At 32.7% G+C, this 20,221-nt stretch carries 26 protein-coding genes; 24 read left to right on the top strand and 2 right to left on the bottom strand.

The annotated features are described in order from the left end of the window. Positions 1-137 precede the first annotated feature (137 nt). The 6 genes from MKX73_RS19365 to MKX73_RS19340 all read left to right on the top strand — a co-directional run bounded on the left by MKX73_RS19365 (position 138) and on the right by MKX73_RS19340 (position 9,088). Positions 138-320 carry a hypothetical protein gene (locus MKX73_RS19365; RefSeq protein ID WP_340719007.1) on the top strand — a complete coding sequence of 61 codons (183 nt, stop codon included), beginning with the start codon at positions 138-140 and terminating at the stop codon, positions 318-320. A 185-nt stretch (positions 321-505) separates the two neighbouring features. Further along, positions 506-688, top strand: coding sequence for a hypothetical protein (locus MKX73_RS19360; protein WP_340719006.1), 183 nt, complete (start codon positions 506-508; stop codon positions 686-688). A gap of 350 nt (positions 689-1,038) precedes the next feature. Beyond that, positions 1,039-1,446 (top strand): hypothetical protein, encoded by a 408-nt coding sequence (locus MKX73_RS19355; protein WP_340719005.1) that lies wholly within the window; start codon positions 1,039-1,041, stop codon positions 1,444-1,446. After that, the gene (locus MKX73_RS19350; protein ID WP_340719004.1) at positions 1,447-1,959 is read left to right on the top strand and encodes a hypothetical protein; all 513 of its coding nucleotides are present in this window, start codon (positions 1,447-1,449) and stop codon (positions 1,957-1,959) included. It begins immediately after the preceding gene. Positions 1,960-1,978: 19 nt separating this feature from the next. Next, the gene (locus MKX73_RS19345; protein WP_340719003.1) at positions 1,979-3,169 is read left to right on the top strand and encodes an S-layer homology domain-containing protein; all 1,191 of its coding nucleotides are present in this window, start codon (positions 1,979-1,981) and stop codon (positions 3,167-3,169) included. A 30-nt stretch (positions 3,170-3,199) separates the two neighbouring features. Then, the gene (locus MKX73_RS19340; protein WP_340719002.1) at positions 3,200-9,088 is read left to right on the top strand and encodes a hypothetical protein; all 5,889 of its coding nucleotides are present in this window, start codon (positions 3,200-3,202) and stop codon (positions 9,086-9,088) included. A gap of 293 nt (positions 9,089-9,381) precedes the next feature. Here MKX73_RS19340 and MKX73_RS19335 read toward each other — a convergent pair whose 3' ends face one another. Then, positions 9,382-9,804, bottom strand: coding sequence for a hypothetical protein (locus MKX73_RS19335; RefSeq protein ID WP_340719001.1), 423 nt, complete (start codon positions 9,802-9,804; stop codon positions 9,382-9,384). 379 nt (positions 9,805-10,183) lie between these two features. On the opposite strand from MKX73_RS19335, the gene MKX73_RS19330 reads away from it, so the two are divergent. The 12 genes from MKX73_RS19330 (at position 10,184) to MKX73_RS19275 (ending at position 15,906) form a co-directional block, all read left to right on the top strand. Beyond that, a complete protein-coding gene (locus MKX73_RS19330) occupies positions 10,184-10,342 on the top strand; it encodes a hypothetical protein (protein WP_340719000.1) in 159 nt (52 codons plus the stop codon). A 17-nt stretch (positions 10,343-10,359) separates the two neighbouring features. Next, positions 10,360-10,866 carry a hypothetical protein gene (locus MKX73_RS19325; protein ID WP_340718999.1) on the top strand — a complete coding sequence of 169 codons (507 nt, stop codon included), beginning with the start codon at positions 10,360-10,362 and terminating at the stop codon, positions 10,864-10,866. Positions 10,867-10,895: 29 nt separating this feature from the next. Beyond that, positions 10,896-11,111, top strand: a complete 216-nt coding sequence (locus tag MKX73_RS19320) for a hypothetical protein (protein WP_340718998.1) — start codon at positions 10,896-10,898, stop codon at positions 11,109-11,111. Between the two features lie 26 nt (positions 11,112-11,137). Next, complete coding sequence (locus MKX73_RS19315; protein WP_340718997.1) at positions 11,138-11,374, top strand: hypothetical protein; 237 nt, start codon at positions 11,138-11,140, stop codon at positions 11,372-11,374. 587 nt (positions 11,375-11,961) lie between these two features. After that, positions 11,962-12,453 (top strand): JAB domain-containing protein, encoded by a 492-nt coding sequence (locus MKX73_RS19310; protein ID WP_340718996.1) that lies wholly within the window; start codon positions 11,962-11,964, stop codon positions 12,451-12,453. A gap of 86 nt (positions 12,454-12,539) precedes the next feature. Then, positions 12,540-12,692, top strand: a complete 153-nt coding sequence (locus MKX73_RS19305; RefSeq protein ID WP_340718995.1) for a hypothetical protein — start codon at positions 12,540-12,542, stop codon at positions 12,690-12,692. Between the two features lie 14 nt (positions 12,693-12,706). Next, a complete protein-coding gene (locus MKX73_RS19300) occupies positions 12,707-12,886 on the top strand; it encodes a hypothetical protein (protein ID WP_340718994.1) in 180 nt (59 codons plus the stop codon). 81 nt (positions 12,887-12,967) lie between these two features. Beyond that, entirely contained in the window at positions 12,968-13,636 is a 669-nt protein-coding gene (locus MKX73_RS19295; protein ID WP_340718993.1) for a DUF2538 family protein, read from the top strand. Between the two features lie 18 nt (positions 13,637-13,654). Beyond that, positions 13,655-13,921 carry a hypothetical protein gene (locus MKX73_RS19290; RefSeq protein ID WP_340718992.1) on the top strand — a complete coding sequence of 89 codons (267 nt, stop codon included), beginning with the start codon at positions 13,655-13,657 and terminating at the stop codon, positions 13,919-13,921. A 118-nt stretch (positions 13,922-14,039) separates the two neighbouring features. Continuing rightward, the gene (locus MKX73_RS19285) at positions 14,040-14,531 is read left to right on the top strand and encodes a hypothetical protein (RefSeq protein ID WP_340718991.1); all 492 of its coding nucleotides are present in this window, start codon (positions 14,040-14,042) and stop codon (positions 14,529-14,531) included. Positions 14,532-14,592: 61 nt separating this feature from the next. After that, positions 14,593-14,880, top strand: coding sequence for a hypothetical protein (locus tag MKX73_RS19280; protein ID WP_340718990.1), 288 nt, complete (start codon positions 14,593-14,595; stop codon positions 14,878-14,880). Between the two features lie 585 nt (positions 14,881-15,465). Continuing rightward, the gene (locus MKX73_RS19275; RefSeq protein WP_340718989.1) at positions 15,466-15,906 is read left to right on the top strand and encodes a hypothetical protein; all 441 of its coding nucleotides are present in this window, start codon (positions 15,466-15,468) and stop codon (positions 15,904-15,906) included. Between the two features lie 174 nt (positions 15,907-16,080). Here the strand turns inward: MKX73_RS19275 and MKX73_RS19270 are convergent, their stop codons facing one another. After that, the gene (locus tag MKX73_RS19270) at positions 16,081-16,701 is read right to left on the bottom strand and encodes a recombinase family protein (protein WP_445783333.1); all 621 of its coding nucleotides are present in this window, start codon (positions 16,699-16,701) and stop codon (positions 16,081-16,083) included. 254 nt (positions 16,702-16,955) lie between these two features. On the opposite strand from MKX73_RS19270, the gene MKX73_RS19265 reads away from it, so the two are divergent. From MKX73_RS19265 to MKX73_RS19240, 6 genes are read left to right on the top strand one after another with little or no spacing between them, the layout of a single operon-like run. Then, positions 16,956-17,438 (top strand): hypothetical protein, encoded by a 483-nt coding sequence (locus MKX73_RS19265; protein ID WP_340718988.1) that lies wholly within the window; start codon positions 16,956-16,958, stop codon positions 17,436-17,438. 5 nt (positions 17,439-17,443) lie between these two features. Further along, positions 17,444-17,929, top strand: coding sequence for a hypothetical protein (locus tag MKX73_RS19260; RefSeq protein ID WP_340718987.1), 486 nt, complete (start codon positions 17,444-17,446; stop codon positions 17,927-17,929). A 20-nt stretch (positions 17,930-17,949) separates the two neighbouring features. Then, positions 17,950-19,068 (top strand): DUF262 domain-containing protein, encoded by a 1,119-nt coding sequence (locus MKX73_RS19255; RefSeq protein WP_340718986.1) that lies wholly within the window; start codon positions 17,950-17,952, stop codon positions 19,066-19,068. A 40-nt stretch (positions 19,069-19,108) separates the two neighbouring features. After that, a complete protein-coding gene (locus MKX73_RS19250; protein ID WP_340718985.1) occupies positions 19,109-19,246 on the top strand; it encodes a hypothetical protein in 138 nt (45 codons plus the stop codon). 21 nt (positions 19,247-19,267) lie between these two features. Beyond that, positions 19,268-19,771, top strand: coding sequence for a hypothetical protein (locus MKX73_RS19245; RefSeq protein ID WP_340718984.1), 504 nt, complete (start codon positions 19,268-19,270; stop codon positions 19,769-19,771). A gap of 6 nt (positions 19,772-19,777) precedes the next feature. Beyond that, positions 19,778-20,209, top strand: coding sequence for a hypothetical protein (locus MKX73_RS19240; protein ID WP_340718983.1), 432 nt, complete (start codon positions 19,778-19,780; stop codon positions 20,207-20,209). Positions 20,210-20,221 lie beyond the last annotated feature (12 nt).

Below are 20,221 nucleotides of genomic sequence, written 5' to 3'. Positions count from 1 at the left end.
GTTGTGTATGTCTTTATTAAATGAAACTGCACCCGAGGTAGATAATGTAGGAACACAAATAAATGAAGATATAAAAAACATTTATGAAAGTCCAAATGAATAACAAAAAAACAAAAAATAAAAGTGAGGTTTTTTAAATGGGTAAATTTTTCATGGGGTTATTCTTCGCTATCGTATGTATAGCACTAGCATTTATTTTATGGAACGGTACAGTTGCACAGGAAAAGGATTTTGAGGGCAAAGTTAAACAGGACATTAGCGAAATTTACAAAGATCCAAATTCTAACTCAATTCCAGCAGTTACAGGTGGAAACTCTTAATTAGTAATTAATGCATAAAAGCGAATGCTTTGTGTTGATAGCCGTTAGGTTGTGTATGTCTTTATTAAATGAAACTGCACCCGAGGTAGATAATGTAGGAACACAAATAAATGAAGATATAAAAAACATTTATGAAAGTCCAAATGAATAACAAAAAAACAAAAAATAAAAGTGAGGTTTTTTAAATGGGTAAATTTTTCATGGGGTTATTCTTCGCTATCGTATGTATAGCACTAGCATTTATTTTATGGAACGGTACAGTTGCACAGGAACAGGATTTTGAGGGCAAAGTTAAACAGGACATTAGCGAAATTTACAAAGATCCAAATTCTAACTCAATTCCAGCAGTTACAGGTGGAAACTCTTAATTAGTAATTAATGCATAAAAGCGAAAATGGAAGGGACTTCGCAAAATGCAAAGTCCCCTTTTTATTTTCCTTTTCGTCTAGCGAACTTTATCATTTGTACGCCTTTGGGTTTATAACTCCTTTTTAAGAAGTTATCTTCCTCAAAGTCGGAGTTTTTTATCAAAAGCAAATAAATTTTTTTACGTTGGATCATTATAAAAAATTTTATTCGTGCTACGCATGAGCAAGCTCACTTTTGACAAAAAAGCTCTACTACATGATAGGCGTTGCTTACCGAAAGGAAAAAATTCAGCCTTTCGACTTGCAATTGCTCGCTATACGAAAAGGGATATAAAAGGAGGTAAAAATTCGTGGGAAAATACTTAGTAGGTATGGTCTTACTGCTCTTTCAAACCTTAATTTTTTATCAAGGGTATTTGCAAATGAGTACGAACTATACAAAACAATCCATTAATACCATTGTGGAATCACATGCTCAAATAGCAAGATTTAAAGGGCAATTCACACCGGAAATCAAACAATCCTTAGAAGATAATTTAAAAAAACTAAAGAAAGTGGATATTGATAATGTTGAGTATAAACTTACTGAAACATTAGTATGTACACGAAATCAATTTACACCCGAGCAAGAGATAACTTATGAAATCATTATTCCCATTAAGAATGTAAACAGCAAACTATTTAATGGGGCAGATAAAGATTTACTGTACCCTCAAAGAGGTAGTGTCACATCGGAAATGAAATGCGGTGAGATTTAAATGGGGCAATATTTATATGGGGTAGCATTAATTTTCTTCTTACTAGTTTGCTACGTTGTATTTCACGAAACACAGCTCTATCAAGAACATTATTTAAAGGCGAAATATGTTGTAGAAGAAGTTGCTACAGCCGGAGCACAGTATAACTATTTATCTGATTATGCAGACGGGTACTACAATTTCTATCAAGATGAAGGAGAAAAAGCGATTCATCATTTTATACGTTCAAACTTCAATTTAGATAACGATTTAATGCCGTTGGAAGCTGGAAAAGGTTATTGGCATGAACAGATGAAGTATGAAGCTACTTTTATTGATTATCAGTCACCACAATACACAGCATTTCCCGGAACGTATTCTTACACTCATTTTGGAAAATTACATGAGATAACGTTAAATGGGCCAAGCGTAATAGTCACACTAGATGTTGGCAGAGCACCATTAAGAATTAGTAGGTTATTCAAAGATGATTCAACAAACTATGTAACAGCTATACACACATTCGAAGATTAAAACATTAGGAGGAATTTATATGAAAAACAAATTATTTATCGCTGCATTAGCTGCAAGTATCACAGTACCGGTTATGGTTGCCCCAGTAGACACGTTAGCATCGGGAAAAACATTTTCAGACGTATCACCAAAAAATCCTTACTACAACATTATCAACACAATGGCAGACAAAGGCATCATTAGTGGTTATGAAAACGGTATGTTTAAACCAAACGAAACATTAAGCCGTAAACATGCAGCAGCACTTATTAACCGAGCAGTAGCCATTAAACCAATTCGTAATGTTGCCGTACCAAAAGACTTAACGAAAGCTAACCCTTATTACAATGATATTATGGCTCTTTTAAACGCTGGTTTAATTCAAGTAGATGGGAAAGGGAATGTGAACCCGAATAAAGCGCTTAATCGTGGGGAAATGGCAAAAATCTTAACTGTAGCATATGGCTTAAAAGGCTCAAAACACCCTTTAAAGGACGTTTCAAAGGCAAACGAACCTTATGTAGCAGCACTCTATGAAAATAACGTTACAACAGGTTTTGAAGATGGTACGTTCAAAGAGCAGCAGTCATTAACAAGATCACATTATGCCGTATTCATGTATCGTGCTATGGAAGTAAAAAACGGTGGAAATACAAATGTGCCAAATCCAGCACCGACACCGACACCACCAAAAACTATCACAATGAATAGTACGGATAAAGAAATTCATGATTATATCAAATCAAGCAACTTATTTGAAAAAGGAATTGAAATGCCAAACCCTATTGCATTAAAAGAATTTGAAAGTTTTAAGAAGGTTCTTGTAAATACAGAAAATATTTTAGAAGGAACAAATTTAAAAGTAACTTATTTATCGGGAAGTACAATTTATCTAAGACAGGATAATTGGAAATTTGTTGACCGATTATTAACGTCACAAGTTGGTTTTGAAACTGACCGAGCAAAAGGATTTCAAAAAATTTCTTTTGATTATACGTTACCTCACTCACAAGAAGTTGCGAAACGTATTTTAAACATAGTATATGGTTCTGATTTTGATACAAAAGAAATTGGGGCGATGATTGATAAGAAAATTGAAGAAGGTTTAAAAGATACAAACAAAGTATTCCGAAATATAGAAATTTTAGAAATGAACGGATTTAAAATTCGTTTAGGTGTAGATAAAGACGGAGAAGCAAATCATTTTTGGATAGATATTAGAAAACAATAGTACAAATCCATTTAAAGAAAGGTGAAAAAAATGAAAAGAATATTTTCGTTTCTCCTAATCTTTGTACTTGTATTCAGTAGTTTTCCATCTCAATTATTTGGAGGAATTTTTTCTAGCCAAAATGCAAAAGCAAACAGTGAAGTTCCCTTTTTTGATGGGGTTAATTATTTAGAAATCCCACAATTGATACCAGGAGAAGGCAATGAATACGTCCGAGTAGATAAAAAAGGTTTATCGGGTGTGCAATATTTAGGAGATTTCCGTTATGCCACAATATATGAAGGTAAATTATCTGGAAGTCCGTCCTCTGATAATACGGTATTTAATGCAAATGGAAAATCAACAAGGGCATATGCTGGAGATAAATGGTATCATGTTGTCCCTAAAGGGGGAGGAACAGCCCGAAATATAATTCGTATAGAGGATTTGACAAGTACAGAGTTTGTTCAACGTTATGGGGGAAGTCTTGAAAATTATGAACAACTACGTACTTATAGTGTTAGGGACGCAAAGTTAAATCGTTATGGGGATTTTTACTATATAGGTAATGTGGTGAAAATGGCCGGAGGTTATGCAGAAAATACAGGCCCTAGTTTTGATAGTACCAACCCAACACGCTTACGTATTTTAAAAACAGTCTACCCTCAAATTACAAGTTTCATTTCAAGTGCCAATTTTATAGACGTTGGAAAAGCTGTTACGTTCGATTTAACGGCCTATGAGTATAATTATAACGGAAGTAAACTTGATTACAATATCACAGTTACAGATGAAACTGGAAAAAAAGTTGGAGGTATTAATAAATCCGTCAATTCAACTAAAAATGCAACAGGTGGACTTGCAACACAAGATCGTGGACACACAGGAAAATTTGATGGAAAAAATGTTTTCTCTTATACGCCTGTTCAACCCGGGACATATACAGCAAAAGTCCAAGTAACTGATGAAGTATTACGTACTTCCAATACGATTACAAAAACATTTATTGCAAGACAAACAGGAGAACCATTTTTAGAAGTTACACCCGATACAAGATCAATTAAAGTAGGGGATAAAACAACCTACCAAGCTTTTTATACAGATAAAACAGGTAAACAAACAGAAGTAACAAATTTAGCCTCATGGAAAGCTGTTAAAACGAATATTGCAGCAGTAGGGGCAAAAGGTGAGTTCACAGGTCTAGCCGAGGGTACAACAGAAGTTGAGGCAGTTTATGAAGGGTTAAAAGGGAAAGCAAATTTAATTGTTGGTACAACGACACCCCCACCACCCCCACCACCGGAAAATCCAAATGAACCACCTACGGTAGAACTAATCGTACCGGAAGAAGTTAGTGTCGGAGAAAATTTTTGTGCCGTTGCTAATGCATTTGATATAGACGGAACGATTGAAGATTACGCATGGGGCTATGGAGGTGTTGGATTCCCTACAGGCAAACGTCCATGTGATTTATATTATGAAGAAGAAGGGGAAGAAACGATTTTAGTAACTGTTACTGATGATGATGGAGAAACAGCAACAGACGAAAAAATAATTAGGGTTGTAAAGCCGAAACCAACAGCTTACTTTAAGGCCGAAGGTACTTTTAAAGAAAATCGTAAAATGAGTTTAAAAGCAGCTCACCCATATAACAATAATGAACGAGCAATGCAGATGTACCCAATTACGAAACAAACATGGAAAATAGAAACGGTAGACCCTTCAAAACAAAACTTATTGAAAATTGTACAAAATATTTCCGGTAACGTACCTCATACCCAAGTAATTGATATGCTGCTTAAAACAGTAGGCGAAATTAAAGTGACACGCTACATAGAAAATAGCATAGGGGATAGTGCAACATATACAACCACTATAAATGTTATTGAGGATAAAAAGCCGGTTGCAGATTTTGAAACAGCACAAACGATCTACAGGGAAATGGAAAACAATGTTGCTACAGCAACAATTGAAATGAAAGACAATTCCTACTCATTAGATGATGAAATTCAAAAGCGAGTTTGGCGTATTGCTTATGATTCTAATAATGATGGAAAATTTGATGATGAACAATTTACTGTTATAAATGATGGTAATTTAGAGACAACTAAATATGTCACTAATAAAGTAGGTAAATATTTAATTGAATTAGAAGTCTTTGAAAAATACATCCATGAAACAATTCCTCAATTCGTAGACCTTACATTCAATAAAGCAACAACCGATCTAAGGTTTGCTAATACGGATTCAAAAACAGTAAGTACAAAAATTGTTGAAGTAGATAACCTAGAACCAGTAGTTACTATAGGAGCAAAAGAACCTATAAAAAACGTATCAGTCCAATATGATTTAGTTAATTCACCATACAGTGAAGCTCAATTAAAAGCATTGACACCATTTTTAAACAATTTATTAAAAGGCCATAACCTTGAAGCGGATATTAGCTTTTCGGATTCATTTATCAGCCATAAAGTAATGAGTACATCTGGACGTGAATATGGAACTCCTGTTGAGAATAGGGCGTTTGTTATTGATATTTATGGGGATGTATATACTATGAAGTCAAATTCCCCCATTAATGTAACGTCTCAAGATATGATTGCTACTAAATTAAATTTACCAGCAAAAGCAAAAGAGGTACTTACTTTTAAAAGTGACATATCAAATGGTGGGATATTCAATTACATTCTATTAGAAAATGGAGAAGTTTATGGTTTAGGGAAAACGCAGCTAGGTCAATTAGGATTCACGTATGTTGATGGCTATTCCACAAGTCCTTATATTCAAAACCCTGTAAAAATCAATCTTCCTAAAAAAGTAAAAGAAATGGCGGTAGCTGGAGATAATGGTATTTTCCTATTAGAAGATAATACAGTCTATGTAACGGGGAAAACATTCGGTGAAAGCAGCACTGCTATTAGGAGAGTTACAAATGTTCCAACAGGAATGATACAAAAAATATACAAACATAGAGCATATAACAATGATACAACAATTTACCTAATGGAAGATGGTACAGTATACGAAACTGATATGTACGCTGGAAGTACACCAAACAAATTAAATATACCTGAAAAAATAAAAGATGTTTCATTAGGGAATCGTGTAACACATTTTATTTCTGAAAGTGGTTCGCTATATGCGAAAGGGAATAACGAATTTTTCCAATTAGGTCAAGATTTTGGTACAACAAATGATAAAAATGGTTACGTCATTCCATACTCACCAACAGGTATTGTCAAAATTAATACACCAAAAAATGTGAAAGAAGTTGCTGCTGCTGAAAACTGGACACATTTTTTAATGGAAGATGGAACTGTATATGTATCGGGAGGGTATTATCGTTCCTCTGATACGCAAGGAGGGGGAATTGGTAGAACACAAGTTAAAGATATGGCACTCTTAGCATTACCTTCAAAAGCCGTACAAATAGTAAGTGTTAATTCCAGTTCACATTACCATACATCAATTGCTCAAACGGATATAGGAAATCTCATTTTACTAGCCAATGGAGAATTATATAATACAGGTGGTCCGAACAATGGTTTAAAAAAATATAATTTGCCACCAACTCTTACAATCCAACAGCCAAAAGCTAATACACAATTTTCACAACAAGTTGGCTCAATGTATATGGCCACTTTTACGAGGGATCAAATGAATGCAGATACCATTCGTAATAAAATGAAAAAAGCCAATGGCTATTATATCGGGATTGCCCCGGAAGGAAGCCGAGCAGCAGTTCAAACAGTAATTAGTGAAAACAAGAACAAAGGCACGTTTATTAATATAGGTACAACACATAATGACACAGCTTTAAGAACTGCTTTAACAAGTCTTGCTAATCATATTATTGAGACACAAAGCAGTAATACAATTGAAATTGAATTTTTATTAGACACAGCAACAGGCGTTAATAAAGCTACTTTAGAAAGTAAAATTAATTCGATTTTAAAAACTTATATCACTGGAAATTCATCTTATTCAGTCGTTACAAAAGTAAGAGAAATTACAAACGATTATCAATTTAGCAATACAAAATTAGATGAAAAACATAAGTATGTAGTAGCTGTTAAAAATTCGGCCTATTCAGCAGATTTAGAGAAACATATTACAGCAACAAACCTTGTAAATAACGCTTATTTCTTCGGTGTAGGGTCAAGTACCAATAAGGCCATAATAGACCGTATCGTGTCGAAATCAATGAAAAAAGGTGCTTATATCAACAATACAGGCATTGATGCAGCATTAAATACAGTTTCACAACAAATTTTAAATCATTTAGACCAAAATAGAGGGATCACGGAGCTGTTCATTACAACAGATGAAGAAATCGGGTATCTCTCACAGTATTCAGACTATGAAAAAGATAAACAGTTTGATAGTTATTGGAAATATCAACATGAATTAAATTTCTTTGAAAGTGAAACAGGCTTGATGCCAAACCGAAATATCAAATTAAAAAGTCCTTATCGAAATCTTGATTACACAGGACGTTACCAAGTAGCCCATGCAGCACAAGATGATCCGTTGACGAATGTTATGTCACAGGATTTAATTAGTCGCTTTACGGACTACCGTAAATGGTCAAGTGAGGCCAATAACCTACGTGTGTATGTGCATAAAATGCCATCGGCAGACTTCTCATTTAACCTTAATACAAATGGTAATTTAACTGTTACTTCTTTAGGTAAAGATACAGACAAAGCGAGTATAAATGTAGGGTTCGGCCCGGGTTTACAAGCTCAATCCTTCAGTTACCGTACAGGTACAGGAGATTGGATTGATGGTACACCACCTAGCCCGATTAATTTATCATTAACATATGAGGTTCGTAATACCGTAACCGATTTACAAGGTAAAACGGCCAGCATGATTAAGAAAATTTCAAGAAACAATTTACCACCGGTTGCACAATTCATAACAGATAAAAATATTTATGAAGATGGAAATACGGTTGTCATTACAAACCAATCTTATGATTCAAATAATGATAACTTAAATGCCGTTTGGTACATGAAGAAGAAAGATGCCAGCGATTCTACTTACAAACAATTTGCTACAGGAGCACTTACTAATGGGGTAGGCAATACTGGATGGCATCCGAAAATAAATAATATTTCGTGTGAACAATATACAGGTGCTTTTTCATGTTTCTACACCATTAAATTAGTTGTTACAGACCCACATGGAGCAAAAAGCGAAACTACTCGAAATATTGAAGTTGTTATGATGAATTTAGAACCTATTTCATGTATGAAAATACCAACACCTAATTACATCGGAGATACTATTACGATTAAAAATTGTGCGAGTGATCCAGAAGGGCAGCCATTAGGAATTAGTTATTTAGTCGAAAAACCAAATGGAGCACTACTTGTATATGCTCAAGGTGATTCTAACGTATTGAATAACGGTGACTTAACTTTAACTTTCAATTCTCACCCAGAAGATTTAGGGAAATGGATAATCACTCAATTTGTTACAGACGGTTTTAACGATGCTAGTTCAACAGGAAACCTTGACGTATTAAATCAGACTGTAAAAGGTAAAGTTCTTCATACAGAACAGTGGTTAAAAAACATTCAAAAATATAATCTTCAATATCCTTCTAAAGCATTTAATTTAGACCCTTCAAATGGGTTGGTGGAATTTTTCAAAGGTGAGCGCTTCTTATTAGAAACTGAACCGACAAGACGAGCAGCTAATATTAAGGTGACAATTGTTGAATATCCAACTTATAATACGAACCTTACGTTAAATCATGGTGACATATGGAACGGTAATTTATGGGCCGAAGAAATGTACTTCAAATTCAAAGACAAAGAAGAATTGTCATTCTTATTTGAGGCCACATTCGAAAACGGATGGAAAGCTACCGACACAGTAAAAATTAAGATCCGTGATGAAAATTATTGGACACAACATACAGCCTATTAAAAGAAAACTATCCGGCTCAAAAGCTGGATAGTTTCTTTTATGAGTTTATTTGAAATAAAGTCGTACCGTTTGTAAAAAAGATTGATTAAAATGAATATCGATTTATTAAAACCTAGATATAACAAGGATTTTAAATGATTTTTAATCAATCTTTATTTTAAATTAGCCAGTTTTGCTCAAACTTTTTTATAAAAAGATTTTTTTGTGGCATTGATATAACAAGGTTTGTAGCTTATAAATTATCAAACTTTTTTATAAACACATAGCATGTTTTTTAGCAGCCATGTTTGTATTTAGATGGAATAATACGGACTTTCTAACTCAAATTTTTCATTGTAATTTATTTTTTCCATTAAATCATGCCACGTTAAATATATAGTGCTTTCAATATCATCTTCCACTATAGCCCAATCAGAGTTATTGTTTTGGAACCATTGTTCTAATTCATCTAATGATGAACAATCAAAAGGGAATTGTGAAAAGTAATATGGCTTATAGTTTTCTTCAAGTATGCAAAATGTTTCAACGGAATAATTTAAAAGAGCAAAATTCCTTAATTCTTCTGCATAAAATTTATGGTCATATTTTTCGTTTACCCCTATTTCATCTAATTTTTCAATCATAGAATCAATGACTGAATTTATCTGTTTATTCTTTTCATTAAAATAATCATGTTCTTTGGTATGAACAAAGTAATAACATGTACCGTATTTCAATCTGATAACCCTCTTTCAATTATTTGATGCATTGGAATTATAGCATCGGGTATTGAAACCCACTACAAAAACAGGTTTAAATCCTTTGTCATTTAATAAAATATTTTATCCATAATATGAGCTTAAAACCATTTATTGTCCTTATTTTGTAGACTAATGACAATTTTCATGGTATAATGTATTCAAGAATACTTTTAAAAAGTGTTCTTCTCAAAACCCCTTGTGTATAGTGCGGAGATAAAATCCGCACACTTTTTTTTTCCGAATTAAGATACTTGAAAGTTTTTTATATAAGATGGAAACACTTTGTTCATCCGTAATGGAAGCTGCAAGGTGTGTTTTAGTAAAAACAATTTGATATAAAGAGGTGGATTTTATTATGACAATCATATTACCAATCGTCACTCTATTTATCGCTATTGTACTTATTCGAAAATTAATACGGTTTGCGTTGAAAGCGGTTGTTTATATCGTTCTTTTTATGTTGATAAAAGATGCACTATTTATCGGACTGAATTATTTGCCGTTCTTTAATTAGTAGAAAAGGAGATTATTATGAGTGAAGTTAATACAAGGGATCATTGCTTAAACTTTGAAATTAACTTGATCCATACAATCGTAGGTGTACCGTATCAAAATGAAGATAATACTTTAGAAAAAGAAAAGTTTGTAAAGAAATATCAAAAAGAGCTAGACGAAAAAACCTCAATTCTATTTAATGCTATGCATGATGTAATAGTAGGGGATGTAAAGGTATTTCGAATAAATAAAAGGGACTTAATCGCAGCAAAAAGCTTAGAGGATGCTGTTCATTGGTACAAAGAAAATTTTGCTAGTAATGAAACTAATACAATAGAGAGTATTTCAGAAATAGCTGATTTAAAAAGCTATAAAGTTACTTTAAAATGTATTTCCCCGAAGTATCTAAAATATAGCCGATACGAAGTATTACAAAATAAGTATGCAGCTAATGAACAATCAACAACCTTTACTGTTCCGGGTGACGAGCTGCTATTAGCTGAATGGAATGGTGTTCCGTACTTATTTGATTACCAAAAATAAGATGTAAGTTTTGGATAGGAGGATTTTTTTTGAGTAAGAAATTCAAGATGTTTTCGTTCCCGATAGCTGTAATTTTGCTCATTGTGGGAGCTTTGATTTACCATTTTAATGATTCTGCATTTCCAATAGAATTAATTATGTGTTCATTTTTATTAATAGGTGGTTTAATTTTATTCGGAATTTTACTTGATAAGGCAGAGCATAGTTATACGGATGAACGAAGTCGTAGAAGTCGATATTATTAAATAATAAGAATGAAGGAGTTCAAAACATGAATAAATGGAACAATTATGAAACGTTAGAACATTTTAAAGGCAAAGTATGGGTTAGTAAATCGCTTGCAACAGAAAAGAAAGGCAACGTTTGTGTATTTTTTAAAGATGATTTTCACGTCCTAGCCTATATTTCCCCGAATCAGTTAGAAAAGAATGATTTATCTACAGTAGTAAAAGCAATAGTTGAAGCAACAGGGACTAGCTTGATGCTGGAAGATAAATTGAGTAGTTAAAATCAATGCTATTAGGGATTGCCTAAAGGTCTGCTAATAACGCCAGCCATGCTAAAGCAAGGGGCTTTTATTGCATCTCGCTTCCCTCTAAAAAGCCCGATAACAATAAGCTGTAGAGCATGGCAGCAAGCAGCCAAACTCAACAGCTTATAAGTTCCTGTTCTTTTTTTACGAGTGAACGACAATGGAAGATCAAAACCAAAATACAAAAGAATTGAAAAGAATAGAAAAGATTAAAAGAGGAAAGGACGTGAACAAGTTTCACGTCCTTTTTTATGTTCGGATTTTCCTTTTCGTCTAGCGAACTTTATCACTCTTACGCCTTTGGGTATCTAACTCCTTTTCAAGAAGTTATCTCCCTCAAAGTCGGAGTTTTTTATCAAAAGCAAATAAATTTTTTTACGGTGGAACGTTGTAAAAAATTTTATTCGTGCTACGCATGAGCAAGCTCACTTTTGACAAAAAAGCTCTAAGTTCGTGATAGGCGTTGCTTACCGAAAGGAAAAAATTCAGCCTTTCGACTTGCAATTGCTCGCTATCCAAAAAGGCGAACAAAAAAATCTTAAAACACAAGGGAGTTTTAAAACATGAACACATTACAAACAGCAAACCAAACAGAGACAGAAACAATTTTAGAAGTAGTTTCACTACATCAAAAGGTGAAAAAGTTACCTAAAAAGCTACAAGCTTTTCAAACAACTATTAAAAGTCCAGATGATGTTGCAGCAGTCGGGAAATTGGCTATTGAACTAATTGGAGATTATGACCGAGAAGTATTTTTAGTAATCGGTGTTTCGACTAAAAATCAAATTTCCGTCATTAATAAATGCCATGTTGGTACGGTTAATGCCTCACTGGTTAGCCCCCGTGAAATAATGAAACCTTTAATAATGCACAATTGTACATCTTACTTTATTTTCCATAATCATCCTAGTTTTGTACTAGTTCCGTCACCCGAAGATTTAGCTATTACAGAAAGAATGGCTAAAGTTGGAGAGATAATGGCGATTGAATTAATCGACAGTTTAATCGTTTCTGATAGCAAATATATTTCATTAAAAGAAAAAGGCTATCTATAATATAAAAAATAAAATCCGTTGATAAAGTCTACAAAATGTAGACTTTATCAACTATAAATTATATACTTAAATGGAGAGTGAAAAGTATGACAGATAACTATTTATATGATGTTACGCACTTAAATAAAAAGACCGAAAAAGAGCTAGACCAAATGCTTTTAGAGCATGGTTACGATTTAAACGATTTTGTAGATATGGCTTTCCGTGTTGAAGTTTTATCGCATTTAATTGAAACCTAAAAGGGGTTGGAAAAATGACATTCGAAAAAATGTTAGAGGAATTAGAGGGAAATGGTTTTAAAATTATTCGAAAAGAAAATAAAGCTCGTATTATAAAAAATAATAAAGCAATGACTTATAGTGCTGCTGAATGGGACAGGTTAAACACGCAAGAAAAAATTATGGAATTAAATGCACTTCACAAGGCCTTTTAATATAAGGGGGTAATGCCCCCTTATATTATTTTAACGGCTAACACATATTCAAATGCTTATTACAGGGAGGATATTATAGCTATGTTTAACTTATCATTTTTAAGTAATTTAAATAAAGGCGATAAAGTTTTTGTCGATACGAATACGGGTGTGAGTTATAGCAATGTATTTTTTGAAAGTCAAAATGAAATTCATATTATTATTCACGATTATTTGCACGACAAATTTATTGAAATTGAAAAGAGTTCCATTGTCGAAATTTTTAATGAAACAAAAAATGCAGCTATACCTTTAATAAAGCTGCAAAGGAATGTACCCAGAGAAAAACAACGATTATTTACTTTCTTAGATAGTGAACATGAAGAAAATTATGACTTACTTTTAGAAAAGTGGCCATTAGCTAAAAATGATAAAGAATATGCATCGGCACTTTATATATTGGCAATCCCTATGATTTTTAAAAAGATTCAAAATCGCTATCACGCTTTTGAAACACCTATAGATTGGATTTTTGATTATGAATGTAAGTTTTCAGAAGATGCTTATACCCTTTTTGGCGTAACAGAAGAAGAACAAGAACGTTATGTTATTGATTATGATTTAACGGATTCTATGAAGCATTTAGGGCGATTGGCAATGCATTTATGGAATGGCTACAAAGGATTTCACTTGCTGCAATGTATCAATACATTAGAGCCGAAATATATAGTTGCCATGAATCAAGCTATTATTATTAGATTTGAAAATTGATTTAATGTCCTTATTGGAGTGATTTTTATAAAACGCTATGTATTAAAAGTAAATGATTCTAATTATGTGACTTCAATAAATTGGATCATCGTAATAATTCCAGTTATAGCAACAGGCCCATTTGAAGATGCTCTCATTCTTGAAGAAAATTATCTAAATGAACCCATTGGACATAATGGCTATGACAAGTCCACTACTCGTAAAGACTTAATTATCATGCATTATCCGGCAATTGATTTTATAAAAGTAAAGATTGTTTTTGATGAAGAATTAGAAGCGCCTTGAAATGAGAAGATTGTTAAGTAGGCTATATATAGCCTACTCAATCTATCATACCGTGTAAAAAGCAGTATAAACAAAGTTCAGTTTATTAATACAAACAATTGAAAAAGGAGGTTTTCTAATGTACAGAGAACTATTAGAAAAAATGGTGACAGAGCAAAATATCGAAGATTTAAAAATCCTTAATGAAATTTTGGAACAGTTTAAAAAAGGTGATGTGTATGATTTTTCTAAATTAAAATCATTGCAAGAAAAAACAAGAATATTAGTGATTGCAGCATTATCAGAAAAGTATTTAGAGCCTACGACTAATTTTGTTTTCCAACGTGAAAGTGATCCGATTATTAACCAAAAGATTTTTGCAGATATTCTTTCTTCTTATGGCCATAATTTTGATATTAGAAAACTGAATACTTATTATAAGCGAGGGAAAATGCCGGCAGCAGATTTAACGATTAATGGAACGCCTTATTGGTACGAGAGCACAGCAGAAAAGTACGCTTTATCTTTAGAGGATGATAATTTTTATCCTCAGAAATTAAATTTAACTAATATAACTCATATTGATTCCCAAGCCAATTATATAGTTAAAAACGGAACTAATAGGAGCTAATATACTAACTCAATACTTTTTAGTAGTAGAACCCTAATTTCCAATGAAAGGAATGCTAATTATGACGGAAATGGTTTGGTCTAAAGATGGTCAAGGAGAGTTTGATTTTGATTATTTGTTAAATATTACTAATCGACATTTTGTGAACCTTATTGCAAATTCCATAAATGGAGATTATTTTAAATCAATTAAAATTCTTAAGGATAGTTCATCTGTACAGGTAATAATAGCTAATAGATGGGGTGTTAAAATTTATTATTTTGATACTAAAAGTAAAAGTTACCAAGCATCAATAATCGATGCAGACAATTTAGTTTGGGCATTAAAAGTTATACTAACAGAGAGCTAATAAATCAATTAATTAGGGATTGCCTAAAGGTCTGCTAATAACGCCACCATGCTAAAGCAAGGGGCTTTTATTGCATCTCGCTTCCCTCTAAAAAGCCCGATAACAATAAGCTGTAGAGCATGGCAGCAAGCAGCCAAACTCAACAGCTTATAAGTTCCTGTTCTTTTCTTAACGAGTGAACGACAATAGAAGATCAAAACCGAAATACAAAAGAATTGAAAAGAATAGAAAAGATTAAAAGAGGAAAGGACGTGAACAAGTTTCACGTCCTTTTTATGTGCTTATTTTTCCTTTCGTACGCGAACGCTAATATATCAGACAGCTGTAACGTTTCTAACGTGAGGGACAGCTCACGTTATCTCCGAACAGCTGGCACAACCTGTATAGACGGCAATTTTTTTTAAGGGCATCAAACAAGTTTGATTAAAAAAAATGGCGTGGCTTCACTTCGTTACGGTCTATACAGAACGTGCTACTGAATATTGAGCTATGCCTACCGAAAGGGAAAAATTCAGCCTTTCGACTTCTCTTATTCGCTTAACAAAAGGAACGCACAAAATTAAAAAAGACAGGGGCAAAAACAAAATGAATAAAACAACAAATACAGAAAACTTAAAAGATGAACACGTAATTTATAAAATTTATCAGTTCCATGCAATTTTTGATGTAGCCTATAAAAATGAAAAACAAGCACGACAAATTGAAGATGAAAATGGAAGTCATAAAGATAGTGTTCGCCCGGTGTATATTATTTTAAGTGAAAAAGAATATGAGGAAGAAGCCGACTTTTTCCCAATCGAAAACTATCAAGCCTTTTCAAATTATAATTATGAAGTCATTAAAAATCTTTATTTTGAAGATTTTGCCCGAGAGTGCAAAGAGTGTGAGGATTTATTAGATAATGGATTTTTAGTGGATGACACGGATTGGTATTGTTCAAAAGAATGTTTACATAAAAAATTTTCAGAAGTTGAATATCTGGAAATGTACGATAACGAACAAGCTTTCTGGACAGAGCTACTATAAAAAAAGAAACCCGGTTAGAAATACAGGGCCGGGTTCTTTTATTTCTTTAAATGGGGCTACAGCTGCAAATAACCCTATTAATAATTGTAATCGAGAATACATGAGTACGTGAAAATCATTTCTCAAATCGTCTCAAGTCGAAATTACAACGCCTTATTTGAAGAATTTTGCTATTTATACAGTTGCAGCTTCATTTAATTCGTCTCGAATTTTATAAATAATTGGTCTGGAAACATTTGTGTATCTATGAATATCCATTATTGTACTGTTGTTATTGAGCATACGAATAATCGTATCATAAATAACCTTGTCTTGACCCGTTGCGTCTGCTGAATATTTCACGGGACGACCTTTGTATTTTCCTTGTTCCTTTGCAATTTTAATACCTTCGGCTTGAGCCTTTTTAATACGAGTTCGTTCTTCTTCAACCATCCAACTAAGTAAATTTAAAACAATATCACTAACTAGAGTGCCGATCCCTTCCACATTTTTATAATTGGTAGTATTTAAAATCGGCATATCTAAAATGATAATATCTATTTCGTTTTCTTGAAACCATTTCCATTCATTTATGATGTCAACTTTTGTTCGACCAAAACGAGATAAATCTTTAACTACGAATATATCACCAAATCGAAGCTTCTTTTTTAAAGCTTGATAAACGGCACGATTATTAAAATCTTTGCCTGATTCTTTTTCAGTGAAAATTTTTTCGCAGCCATATTGTTCCAGTGCTTCTATCTGACGTTGTAAATTCTGTTCTTTTGAACTAACACGAGCATAACCGATAATCATAAGCTTTCACATCCTTAAATTAACAAATATATTGTGATATTGATAATTAGTTATTATACAGTTTAAATTTTACACTACTCATTAACGAGCGTAAAGGCCTTTAAATGAAAGATAAATAAAGGTGTACTTTTAATTTACACATTGCTAAAAATAATTGTAGTTATTCACTACAAAATACTTGTATATATCACGAAACTGTATTATAATGGTATTAGATACAAATAGTGTATAAATTTTTTTAAGGTGGTAATTGGGTGGAAGGTTTACAGAAAATTTTTGAGAGATTCCCAAATGTGGAGAAGAAAATAAAAAATTTGGAGGAAGTTGTCTTTTCGAATAAAGAGTTTGTTTTTTATCAGTTGGCTTTATTCATTAACGACCCGAAAGAATATCAATTTTCTTTAAATACGCTTTACCAATATTTAACGGATGAAGATTTATTATTCGCCTTGAATATCATTGTTGAATACTTCCAGAAAGAAACTGATTTAATGCGAAGCATTGAAAAAAGTATATACAATGACAATCTTTTGAAAAATGAAACTTTAATAACTCAAACGATGTTTGCAAAAATAATTGAAGAAAAAACTGGAAAGCCCTTTAAACAGGGGAATATCAATGTTTATTTCAAAAGAGGTAAAAAGATTCCCGGGGCCGACTTAATAATAAATAAAACGCCATATTGGAAAGAAAGTACAGTAATGGAGTTTTTAAAAAAATCTAATTTGAAAGAGTGATTATAATGCGTACTTGTAAATATTGCGGGACTGAATTAATTTTTGAGGGCGAATTTAAAGAGGTTAAATATTTCTCATGTACTTTTTGTGAAATGGATTTCACAGAAGAAGAGACAAGCTTTGACCGTAAACGTAAACAATTCGTTCCAGAATACGTTGATCCGTCAGCAGTATTAACAACTAAACAAATGTTGAAAACCGATACAATCACTTTATTTTATTCTTTACGTGAAACGAATAAAATGTGGTTTCATTACAAATCAACATTAGAGCGCTATAACAAAATTGAATTAGATGAAGAAATGAAAAAAATGCTGCACCCAATAAAAGATGAATATTACAAAGTGACGAAACAAAAGTTTGCACTTGAAAATATAATCCTGGAGAGAACGGGATTTCTTCCAAAAAAGATTACAGAAGAATTTTTAAACGGTTTGTGCTCAATGGGGGAAGTTTACAACGATAAGAGAATGTACATTTATATCAAATAAATTAATTGGAGGCGAACGCAATGCAAGCACCACAACAAAACGGATGGAATGTAAGGCAGCTTTTAACGATGGAGAAAAAACGAAATATACTTTTTGATTATCCTATTCAACGCCCAGCCGGGGTATGGAAACCCGAGCAAAAATCTTACTTAATCCATTCATTAGCACAAGGTATACCAGTTCCGGCTATCTTTCATTTAATAGTGAAGATAGATAGAGAAGCCCATACAAAAGACGGTGAAGTTATTATGAAGGAAGGGCATGTTGTAATGGAAAATGCAAAAGTCCGTTATGTACTTGATGGCAAACAACGATTGACTTCAATTTTTTCATATTGTCGTGGCGAATATGCTTTAGATGCCAGTACGCCTACCGTTACATTGCAAGATGAAGAGTTTGAAATGGCAAACAGATATTTTGATGAACTTGATATTGAGGTACAGGATGCTATTTTAGGATGTACAATTTCAAATTATTCATTTGATAGTGAAGAGGTTTCAGATGATGAAGTTGAAGATTTATTTTACCGATTAAATTCTAGTACGCCATTAACGCCACAACAAAAGGCTAAGTCCTTAATGGGGATCGGTTGGAGTGTTCGATTAAATGAAATTGGAGAGCACCCATTAGTTAGAGAATTGGCAGCCTTTTCACCAACACAATTAAAATCGGATGCACATATTACGGCTATCATTCAAACAATTATGATGAAGGAAAATAAGTATCCTTATAAAAATGTTTCTCAAAATGTTGTATCTCAATATTCAATTACGTTCAAAGCAGATACAGAAAATAAATTAGAATACTTTGATAAGGTAAGCCAAGCCTTTGAGTATTTAATTGAAGTATTCCCTAAAAAAGAACGAGTGCTTTTAAAGAAAGTAAATTTCCCTATGACAGTCATAACAGCTATGGAAGCAATCGAGAAGAATATTGAACCGGATGTATTTTATCAGTGGGCCGAATCCTTCAAACTAGCGTTAAAGGCCGAGGAAAGCGTAACTGACATTCCAACTAATTATGCTGAATATGGAGGCAAAGGTACAACGGATCGCCCTAAAGCCGATGGCAGAATGAAAGAAATGTTAAGACACTTCAATGAATATCTGGAAATATACAATCTAATTCCTAACCAATAATATTGAACCGAAATATAAAAGAAAGGAGGTTTTTTTAAAAATGATTTTAATGACTTTTGTTTATGAAAAAGAAAATGAAGTCGAAACTATTACTATAAGCAGTTCAACTATTGAATCTTGTTTTACAGAAGCCGAAATGAAAATTCCTAAAGGCTTTAAAATAGTGAATTGGTATTAATTAAAAATTGGAGGCATTAAAATGAAGCGTACAAACTCATTAATAAAATTTGAAAGTTTAAATAAACCTATTGATATGGTTATTTCCGAAGAATTGAATAGAACAGCAAAGATTAACCACGTATTTTTTATCCAACCAAAAAATATAAAGTTTGATATTTCGAGTTCAATTATTTTAGAAGAAAATAAATTTAATTGTTACTATTTTGTACAGTCGAAGGATGAAACATTTATTGGCCAGTACATAGTTGAGCAAATCCATACAGAAACATTGCTCCCAACTATTATTAATTTTGCTATGTTAGTAACAGAAAAATTAGGCGAAGCAGATTTCACATATGAACTTGCTGTAGAGCTTGCAGCTGCAACAAAGCCAGCAGCAGTTGAATTTGACCATGTAGAAAAAATTGGTGTACGTAAAATTGAGACAGAGAACGGTATCGTTGAAGTGCCTATTACACGAACTAATTTACTTTTTTTAGATCAAGACTTTGTAATTGAAGAAAAAATTTCAGAAATGAAATAAAATTTCATGGAAGAAATTAAAAAAGGGCATTTAACAATACGTGTTCTACATGGCAAAGAAGCAAAACGGTATAGAAAACAAAATAAGTTGAATAAAAGTTCTCATGGATATATTGATATTCAAAGGTATTTTAAGGATTTAGAAGCAACGAAAAATCATATCGTTTATGTACTTATATATAAAGAAGAAAATCCAAAGGGCTATTATTATAATGTCGTTAAAAGGCATGAACTATTTCATGCAGAACAATTAGCTTTAGGGCTAATCAAAGAAAACTCAAAAGAAAATCATTATAAGTTAGAAAAGGATGCCTATATGGACGGATTGGCATATGTAAAAGAAAACTATAATTTCTTTTATCATGTATGGTACAGAGCTAATATGTATATGTCCTTATTTGCAGAAGCTATAGGCAGCATAAAATTTCATAGAAGATGAAGAAAATGAGGG

The sequence above is a fragment of the Solibacillus sp. FSL W7-1436 genome, assembly GCF_038007305.1.
In the GTDB taxonomy this organism is placed as follows: Bacteria; Bacillota; Bacilli; order Bacillales_A; family Planococcaceae; genus Solibacillus.
Note: the sequence above shows the minus strand (reverse complement) of the source record. Positions and strands in the feature narration are given on the sequence as shown.

Bases quoted from the DNA above. Each gene is read 5' to 3' on its own strand.
- MKX73_RS19365 (WP_340719007.1), top strand. From the start codon at position 138: ATGGGTAAATTTTTCATGGGGTTATTCTTCGCTATCGTATGTATAGCA.
- MKX73_RS19360 (WP_340719006.1), top strand. From the start codon at position 506: ATGGGTAAATTTTTCATGGGGTTATTCTTCGCTATCGTATGTATAGCA.
- MKX73_RS19350 (WP_340719004.1), top strand. From the start codon at position 1,447: ATGGGGCAATATTTATATGGGGTAGCATTAATTTTCTTCTTACTAGTT.
- MKX73_RS19345 (WP_340719003.1), top strand. From the start codon at position 1,979: ATGAAAAACAAATTATTTATCGCTGCATTAGCTGCAAGTATCACAGTA.
- MKX73_RS19340 (WP_340719002.1), top strand. From the start codon at position 3,200: ATGAAAAGAATATTTTCGTTTCTCCTAATCTTTGTACTTGTATTCAGT.
- MKX73_RS19330 (WP_340719000.1), top strand. From the start codon at position 10,184: ATGACAATCATATTACCAATCGTCACTCTATTTATCGCTATTGTACTT.
- MKX73_RS19325 (WP_340718999.1), top strand. From the start codon at position 10,360: ATGAGTGAAGTTAATACAAGGGATCATTGCTTAAACTTTGAAATTAAC.
- MKX73_RS19315 (WP_340718997.1), top strand. From the start codon at position 11,138: ATGAATAAATGGAACAATTATGAAACGTTAGAACATTTTAAAGGCAAA.
- MKX73_RS19310 (WP_340718996.1), top strand. From the start codon at position 11,962: ATGAACACATTACAAACAGCAAACCAAACAGAGACAGAAACAATTTTA.
- MKX73_RS19305 (WP_340718995.1), top strand. From the start codon at position 12,540: ATGACAGATAACTATTTATATGATGTTACGCACTTAAATAAAAAGACC.
- MKX73_RS19300 (WP_340718994.1), top strand. From the start codon at position 12,707: ATGACATTCGAAAAAATGTTAGAGGAATTAGAGGGAAATGGTTTTAAA.
- MKX73_RS19295 (WP_340718993.1), top strand. From the start codon at position 12,968: ATGTTTAACTTATCATTTTTAAGTAATTTAAATAAAGGCGATAAAGTT.
- MKX73_RS19285 (WP_340718991.1), top strand. From the start codon at position 14,040: ATGTACAGAGAACTATTAGAAAAAATGGTGACAGAGCAAAATATCGAA.
- MKX73_RS19280 (WP_340718990.1), top strand. From the start codon at position 14,593: ATGACGGAAATGGTTTGGTCTAAAGATGGTCAAGGAGAGTTTGATTTT.
- MKX73_RS19275 (WP_340718989.1), top strand. From the start codon at position 15,466: ATGAATAAAACAACAAATACAGAAAACTTAAAAGATGAACACGTAATT.
- MKX73_RS19270 (WP_445783333.1), bottom strand. From the start codon at position 16,701: ATGATTATCGGTTATGCTCGTGTTAGTTCAAAAGAACAGAATTTACAA.
- MKX73_RS19260 (WP_340718987.1), top strand. From the start codon at position 17,444: ATGCGTACTTGTAAATATTGCGGGACTGAATTAATTTTTGAGGGCGAA.
- MKX73_RS19255 (WP_340718986.1), top strand. From the start codon at position 17,950: ATGCAAGCACCACAACAAAACGGATGGAATGTAAGGCAGCTTTTAACG.
- MKX73_RS19250 (WP_340718985.1), top strand. From the start codon at position 19,109: ATGATTTTAATGACTTTTGTTTATGAAAAAGAAAATGAAGTCGAAACT.
- MKX73_RS19245 (WP_340718984.1), top strand. From the start codon at position 19,268: ATGAAGCGTACAAACTCATTAATAAAATTTGAAAGTTTAAATAAACCT.
- MKX73_RS19240 (WP_340718983.1), top strand. From the start codon at position 19,778: ATGGAAGAAATTAAAAAAGGGCATTTAACAATACGTGTTCTACATGGC.